Here is a 6,643-nt window from a genome sequence, read left to right as displayed (position 1 = left end):
GCGCTCCAGGAGGGCGGCGGCGTCGAGCGGGGCGACGACGACGAGCGGGCCGTCGGCGGGACGCAGGTACAGCTCCCGCACGCGGGCGTTGAAGTCCTCGACCACGGCCCGCACCTCCGCCGGCGAGCGCAGCCCGCCGACGTCGCGCAGCAGCACCTCGCGCTCGCGGCGCATGGCGAGCGCCGGCGGCAGCATCGCGCTGACGTCGTAGCCCTCCCGGCGGGCCTTGTCGGCGGCCCACTCGTCGGCGGAGAACGGCCGGTCCAGCCCCGGCAGCGGCTTGCCGCTGCCGCGCAGGCCGTCGAACTCCCCGCGCTCGGTGGCCTCGCGGACCTGGCGCTCCACCCAGTCCTCGAAGCGCATGCCCGCCGGTTTGCGCCCGCTCACCCGGCGACGCTAACCCGCGCTCCCCCGCGGCCGCACCTCCTGCCCACCCCCTCGTCCGTGATCTTCCACGGTGCACCTGGGGCCAGCGTGCTGCGCTGGAGGAAGATCACGGACGAGGGGCGGCTCAGCCGGCGGCGTCGGCGGCCCACTGCGCGACCCGGCGCGCGCTCTCGGCCTCCGAGAGGTCCTCCACGCGCGTCATGATCGACCAGCGCACCCCGAAGGGGTCGCGGACGCTGGCGAAGCGGTCGCCGGAGACGAAGTCCGTCGGCGGCTCGCGCACCACCGCCCCGGCCGCCTCCGCCCGGGCGAGCACGCCGTCGACGTCCTCGCAGTACAGGCCCAGGGAGAAGCAGTCGTCGTCACCGGCCGGGCCGGGCACGAGGTGGAAGTCGGGGTTGGGCTCACCCAGCTGCAGGTGGCCGTGGCCGAGGTCGAGGTCGGCGTGGACGACGACGCCGCCCATCTCGGTGACGTCGACGACGCGGGCGCCGAAGACGTCGCGGTAGAACGCGATGGCCTCGCGCGCCCGGGGCACCGCCAGGAACGGCGTGAGGCTGGTGGAGCCGTGCGGGATCCCGCGGGTGGTGTGCTCGCCGTCGGCGGCGCGGCGGGGGCCGCTGGTCTGCTCGGTGGTCTGCTCGGTGGTCTGCTCGGTCATGGCGGGAGCCTGCCGCGCGGGCGGGGCGCGGGGCTTGCAGATTCGCGACAACCTCCCGGCGCGGTCCTACGCTGAGGCCCGTGACGGCGCCGACCCGCGGGATCCTCTACCCCGCACGGCTGCCGACGTTCACCCGGCTGCCGCCGCCGCCGGCCGTGGCCGAGCTGGTGCGCTGGTTCTGGGTCCCGCAGTGGGACCTCGACCCCGGGCGGACCTCGCGCCAGCACGTCGTCGCCTACCCCGCCTGCAACCTCGTCGTGGAGCCCGGCGACGGCACGCCGTTCGCCGCCCTCGCCGGACCGACGACGCGCCGCTCGCACCGCGACATCACCGGCCGCGGCTGGGCCGTGGGGGCGCTGCTGCGCCCGGCGGCGGTCCCCGCCCTCACCGACGACCCCGGCGCGCTGCGCGACGCGTACGTGCGCGTGGACGCCCCCGACCTCGTCGCCGCCGTGAGCGCCGCGATGAGCACCACCGCGACGGGCACCACCGCGGCGGGCACCACCGCGGCGGGCACCGCGCAGGTGCCCGCGGAGGGGGTGCGGCGGGCGGTCGAGGAGTTCGCCCGCTGGCTCGCCGCCCGGGTCCCCGAGGTGCCCGCGGAGGCGCGGCTGGCGAACGCGGTGGCCGACCTGCTCGACGGCGACCCCTCGGTGCTGCGGCTGGAGGACGCGGCCTCCCGGCTGGGCATCTCGGTGCGCACGCTGCAGCGGCTGGCCCGCCGCCACGTCGGGCTGCCACCGGCGGCGATGGTCCGCCGCCGCCGGCTGCAGGAGGCCGCCGAGCGGCTGCGCACCGACCCCGGCACCGACCTCGCCGCGCTCGCCGCCGAGCTCGGCTACGCCGACCACGCGCACCTGACCCGCGACTTCCGCGCGGTGCTGGGCACGGCCCCCAGCGAGTACCGCCGCGAGCACCCCGCCCCCGGCGCCCCGTGAGGCCGGGGGCTCCACCCGGTCAGTCCCGGGCGCCCCGCACCGCCGCGCCCGCGGGGACGCCCGCACCCCGGCGCGCCCGCTTGTCCTCGTACATCGCCACGTCGGCGGCGTGCAGCAGGGCCGCGAACCCGTCGCCGTCGGCGGGCCAGGCGCCGACGCCGACGCTGACGCCCACGCCCACCTGCACCGGCCCGTCCGGGCCGCTCAGCCGCACGGGCCGCGCGACGGCTTCGCGCAGGTGGGCGGCGACGGCGGCCGCGTCGGCGGCCGCGCGCGCCGGTTCCAGCCCGGGCAGCGCCACGATGAACTCGTCACCGCCCAGGCGCGCGAGCAGGTCGCCGCGGCGCAGCGCGCCGCGCAACCGGCCGGCGACCTCCACGAGCAGGTCGTCGCCCGCGGCGTGGCCGAGGCCGTCGTTGACGGCCTTGAACCCGTCGAGGTCGCAGAACAGCAGCGCCAGCGCGCCACCGCCGACGCGGGCCTCCCACAGCGCGCTCTCGACCTGCTCGGCGATGCGGCGGCGGTTGGGCAGCCCCGTCAGCGCGTCGGTGGCGGCCAGCTCCTCCACCCGCGCCGCCCAGGCGCGCGAGCGGTCCCGCTCGACCTCCAGGTCGCGCTGGGCCTGCACCCGGTCGGTGACGTCGTTCTGGACGCCGACGTACTGCACGAGCCGGCCGTGCTCGTCGCGCACCGGCGACAGGTGCACCTCGTTCCACCACCCGGTGCGCTGCGGTCCGCGCACGTTGCGCAGGACGCCGTGCCACTCCTCGCCGGCGGCGATGGCCCGGCGGATCGCGGCGACGGTGGCCGGGTCGGTGTCGGGTCCCTGCAGGAAGCGGCAGTTGCGCCCCAGCAGGTCGGCGGCCGGGAACCCGGCGAGCCGCTCGAAGGCCGCGTTGACGTAGACCAGCGGCTCGTCGGGGCGGCGCACGTCGGCGATGGAGACGCCGTTGCCGGTGGCCGCCAGCGCGCGGTGCAGCACCCCGTCGGGGGCGGTGGGGAAGGCGCCGGTGAGGTTGCCGAGCACCGCGGGCGGCTCGGCGGGCCGGGCGCCCGCGGGCCGGGTGCCCGCGGCCGGGCGGACCGGCGCGAGCGGGCGCGGCACCACGCGCGAGAGCAGCGCGTGGGCGGCGGCGACGACGGTGGGCCGGTCGTAGGTGAGCGCGAACTCGAAGCTGCGCTCGGCGTCGGCCCCGGTGCTGCCGAGGTCGCGGGCCAGCAGCGCCGCGGCGAAGTGCGGGCCGAGGACCACGACGTCCCACTCGCCGCGCACGGCGTCGTCGGCGGCCAGCGTCGCCCCGCGCACGCCCGGCAGCGGCACCGGTGGCAGCCCCTCCCCCAGCGCGCAGACGAAGCCGACCCGCTCGGCCAGGTCGCGGTAGCGGCCGGTGGTGGCGGGCGTGAAGTGCCGCGCCTCCTGGAAGGTGGCGGCGACGACGCCGGTCTCCCCCAGCCGCAGCGCCTCCCGCTCCAGGTGCTTGCTCACCTCGATGAGCAGCGGCTTCGGCCCGCGCCGCAGCGCGGTGCCGGCCGGCAGCAGCGCGAACGGCGAGGAACCGGCCGGGTCGGGACCCGCGGCCGGGGCGGGCAGCACGAGCTCGCCGTGCTCCAGGCCGTCCACGGGACCGGCGCCGGGGCGCCCGAACATCCAGCCCTGGCCCAGCCGCGCGCCGAGGGCGCGGGCGGTCAGCAGGTGCCGCTCGTCCTCGATGCCCTCGGCGAGCACCAGGGCGCCGGTCTCCTCGGCGTAGGCGTTGACGGCGTTCATGATCTGGGCCACCGCCGGCCCGGGGCGCTCCTGCACCAGGCGCAGGTCGAGCTTGACGACGTCGGGGCGCAGCAGCGGCATGAACGCCAGCGACAGCGGGTCGGCGCCGACGTCGTCGAGGGCGACGCCCCAGCCGAGGTCGCGCACCCGCGCGACCGTGCGCAGCAGCTCCGCCGGGCGGGCCGCCAGCGCCCGCTCGGTGATCTCCACGACGACGCGCAGGCCGCCGGGGGCGGCGTCGGCGATCGCCAGCAGCTCCTCCACCGGCGCGGTGTCCAGCACCTCGGGCTCGACGTTGACGAACAGCGTCAGCGGGGCGACGAGGGAGGTCTCGATGGCGCCGCGGAACGCCGCGACGCGGCAGGCCTGGTCGAGCTCGGCGAGCAGCCCCTGCTCGCGGGCCGCCGCGAACAGCGCGTCGGGCCGCTCCAGCAGGCCCTTCGGGCCGCGGGCCAGGGCCTCGTAGGCGACGACCCGGCCGCCCTCGAGGTCGACGATCGGCTGGAAGACGCTGCGCACCGCCGCGTCGGCCAGGACCTGCTGCAGGTCGTCGGGGGACTCACCGGAGGACACGTCCACGCATCGGCAGCTCCCGCCCCCGGCATGAGCCCCGGTGCACCCGTTCGGCAGCGTTCAGCCCTCCTCCTGCCGCAGCAGCTCCCGCAACCGCCGGGCGTCGTGGACGGCGTGGCCGCCGATGTCGTTGTCGAAGTAGACGTACACCCGGTGCGCCGCGGTGCGCCACCGCTCCAGCAGGTCCGCCCAGCCGCGCAGCTGCTGCTCGGAGTAGCCGCCGGCGTAGCGGGGCTGGTCGGCGGGACCGTGCAGGCGCAGGTAGCCGACGTCGGTGGTCAGCCGGCGGGCCGTCGGCAGGCCCGCGCCGTCGGTGACGCACCAGGCGGCGCCGTGGCGGGTGAGGACGTCGGCCACGGGGTCGGCGTCCCAGCTGCCGTGGCGGAACTCCACCGCGACCCGCACCCCGGCGGGCACCCGCTCCAGGAAGCGCTCCAGGCGCTCGTCGTCGCGCGCGTGGTCGGGACGCAGCTGCACGAGCAGCGGTCCCGCGTGCGGGCCGAGGGCGGCCAGCCCCTCCCGCACCCGCTCCAGCCAGGTGTCCGGGTCGCCGAGGCGGCGGTAGTGGGTGAGGAAGCGCGAGGCCTTCACCGCCGCGGTGAAACCGGGCGGGAACCGCCCGGCCCACCCCGCGAACGTCGCCGGCGGCGGCCAGCGGTAGAAGCTGGTGTTGACCTCGACGGTGTCGAAGGCGCGCACGTAGTGCTCCAGCCGGGCGCGCACCGGGGTGCGCGGCGGGTAGAGCACCCCGTCCCAGTGGTCGTAGCTCCACCCGGACGTGCCGATGCGCACCGCGCCGCGCCCGGCGGCGCTCACGCCCGGGCCGCCTCCGCCACCGCGCCGGCGTCGCGCTCCCCGCCCCCCTCCTCCTCGTTCCCGTCGTCCTCGTCGTCGTCCTCGTCCCCCGCAGCGAAGTACCCGGCGACGACGTCGTGGACGGCGGAGGCCAGCCCGGCGCGCGCGGTCCACGGCTCCACCGGGGACAGGACGCCGAGCTCGACCAGGCGCGCGACGGTGGCCAGCGCGTCCGCCAGCCGCTCCTCGTCGCCGGTGCGGGCCATGACCTCGCGCAGCCCGCCGGTCGTCAGCGGGTCCAGCACGCTGGAGGCGACGACCGCGAGGGCGCCCACCACGCCCGCCGGGCTCGCCGAGGCCGCCAGGGCCTCCTCCACCACGGCGCGCAGGGCGCTCGTGGCGACGGCGAAGCGGTGCTCGGGGTGGTCGGCGGCCTCTACGGCGGTGCGCCCGCCGACGGCGGTGACCAGCTCCGAGCGCTGCCAGTCGATCCACAGCGTGTCCGCGTCCAGGGCGTCGCCGAAGGGGGCCAGCGCCTCGCGGACCACGGCCGCGGGTCCCTCCAGCGGGTCCTCGCCGAGGTCCACGCCCGCGGCCAGCCGGTCGTGGACCGCCACCACCGCGGCCACCACGGGCACCGAGAGCAGGTCCTCCAGCCGGCGCTCCAGCGGCACGGCCACCTCGGCGGCCTGCAGCGCGTCCAGCACGCTCGCCTGGCCGGAGGCCGCGCCCCCGACACCGCCGGAGGCGACGTCCAGGCAGTCGGCGAGCTCCTCCGGCTCCCCGCGCCAGGCACCGGACTCCCCCAGGAACATCAGGTAGGTCGTCCAGGCGACGCGGGTCTCGTCGACGAGCTCCTGCGGGTCCAGCCCGTTGTGCTCGGCGACGGCGGGCACGAGCTCGCTGAGCAGCACCTGCAGGTCGGCGGCGCGGAAGGAGTCCGCGGAGTCGGGCTCGGGCTCCACGCCGGCGTCGATGAGCAGCCAGCCCAGCGACTCCATCAGCCGCGCCTCGAGGTCGCCGACGGGCAGGCCCACCTCGCCCTCGCGCTCGTCCTCCTCCTGCTCGGCCTCCAGGAAGCGGCGGAACGGCACCTGCAGGGCGCCGAGCGCGCGGCCGCCCGTCCGCAGCGGCGACAGGCCCGCGGGGCGGGCGCGCACCGCGGTGCGACGGGACTTCTTCTTGGGCACGCGGCTCCCCTTCGACGGACGGGCCGGGCCAGCCTAACGACGGGCCGGCTCGCGCTCGGGGTCCGGCGAGCGGATCTGCAGGCCGGGGACCTCGGTGAAGCCCAGCCGCCGGTACACCCGCGCCGCGCGCTCGTCGTCGGGCTGCAGGTGCGCCAGGGCCGCGCCCGCGGCGAAGGCCCGCGCCAGCAGCCACGAGGAGGTGCCGGCCGCGATGCCGCGCCGCCGCGCGGCGGGGACGACGGCCACCCCGGCCAGCAGCACGGCGGGGCCGGCGCGGCCGGCGGAGCGGACCGCGTAGGCGGTGGCCACCGGCCGCCCGCCCTCGGTGGCC

General features: G+C 78.1%; 7 protein-coding genes. 1 reads left to right on the top strand and 6 read right to left on the bottom strand.

Annotated elements, in window-relative coordinates:
* Both GTQ99_RS17910 and GTQ99_RS17905 read right to left on the bottom strand, forming a co-directional pair.
* Positions 1 to 387, bottom strand: a 387-nt coding sequence (locus GTQ99_RS17910) for a DnaJ family domain-containing protein (protein ID WP_166617085.1), incomplete at its 3' end; no start/stop codon positions are given.
* Between the two features lie 124 nt (positions 388 to 511).
* A complete protein-coding gene (locus GTQ99_RS17905) occupies positions 512 to 1,048 on the bottom strand; it encodes a VOC family protein (RefSeq protein ID WP_166617084.1) in 537 nt (178 codons plus the stop codon).
* An 80-nt stretch (positions 1,049 to 1,128) separates the two neighbouring features.
* Between GTQ99_RS17905 and GTQ99_RS17900 the strand changes: the two genes are divergently transcribed.
* A complete protein-coding gene (locus GTQ99_RS17900) occupies positions 1,129 to 1,986 on the top strand; it encodes a helix-turn-helix domain-containing protein (protein WP_166617083.1) in 858 nt (285 codons plus the stop codon).
* 19 nt (positions 1,987 to 2,005) lie between these two features.
* Here the strand turns inward: GTQ99_RS17900 and GTQ99_RS17895 are convergent, their stop codons facing one another.
* The 4 genes from GTQ99_RS17895 to GTQ99_RS17880 form a co-directional block, all read right to left on the bottom strand.
* Positions 2,006 to 4,333 carry an EAL domain-containing protein gene (locus GTQ99_RS17895; RefSeq protein WP_338075078.1) on the bottom strand — a complete coding sequence of 776 codons (2,328 nt, stop codon included), beginning with the start codon at positions 4,331 to 4,333 and terminating at the stop codon, positions 2,006 to 2,008.
* A gap of 54 nt (positions 4,334 to 4,387) precedes the next feature.
* A complete protein-coding gene (locus GTQ99_RS27130) occupies positions 4,388 to 5,143 on the bottom strand; it encodes a DUF72 domain-containing protein (protein ID WP_338075077.1) in 756 nt (251 codons plus the stop codon).
* Positions 5,140 to 6,312: a hypothetical protein gene (locus GTQ99_RS27125; RefSeq protein WP_166617082.1), complete on the bottom strand. Its 1,173-nt coding sequence runs from the start codon at positions 6,310 to 6,312 to the stop codon at positions 5,140 to 5,142. Before GTQ99_RS27125 ends, GTQ99_RS27130 begins: the two co-directional genes overlap by 4 nt.
* A gap of 33 nt (positions 6,313 to 6,345) precedes the next feature.
* The coding region (locus GTQ99_RS17880; RefSeq protein ID WP_166617081.1) for a GNAT family N-acetyltransferase at positions 6,346 to 6,643 on the bottom strand (298 nt) is incomplete at its 5' end.

Source organism: Kineococcus vitellinus (genome assembly GCF_009906315.1).
GTDB lineage: Bacteria > Actinomycetota > Actinomycetes > Actinomycetales > Kineococcaceae > Kineococcus > Kineococcus vitellinus.
Note: the sequence above shows the minus strand (reverse complement) of the source record. Positions and strands in the feature narration are given on the sequence as shown.

Excerpts from the sequence above, each read along its gene's own strand:
- GTQ99_RS17905 (WP_166617084.1), bottom strand. The coding sequence starts at position 1,048 with ATGACCGAGCAGACCACCGAGCAGACCACCGAGCAGACCAGCGGCCCC.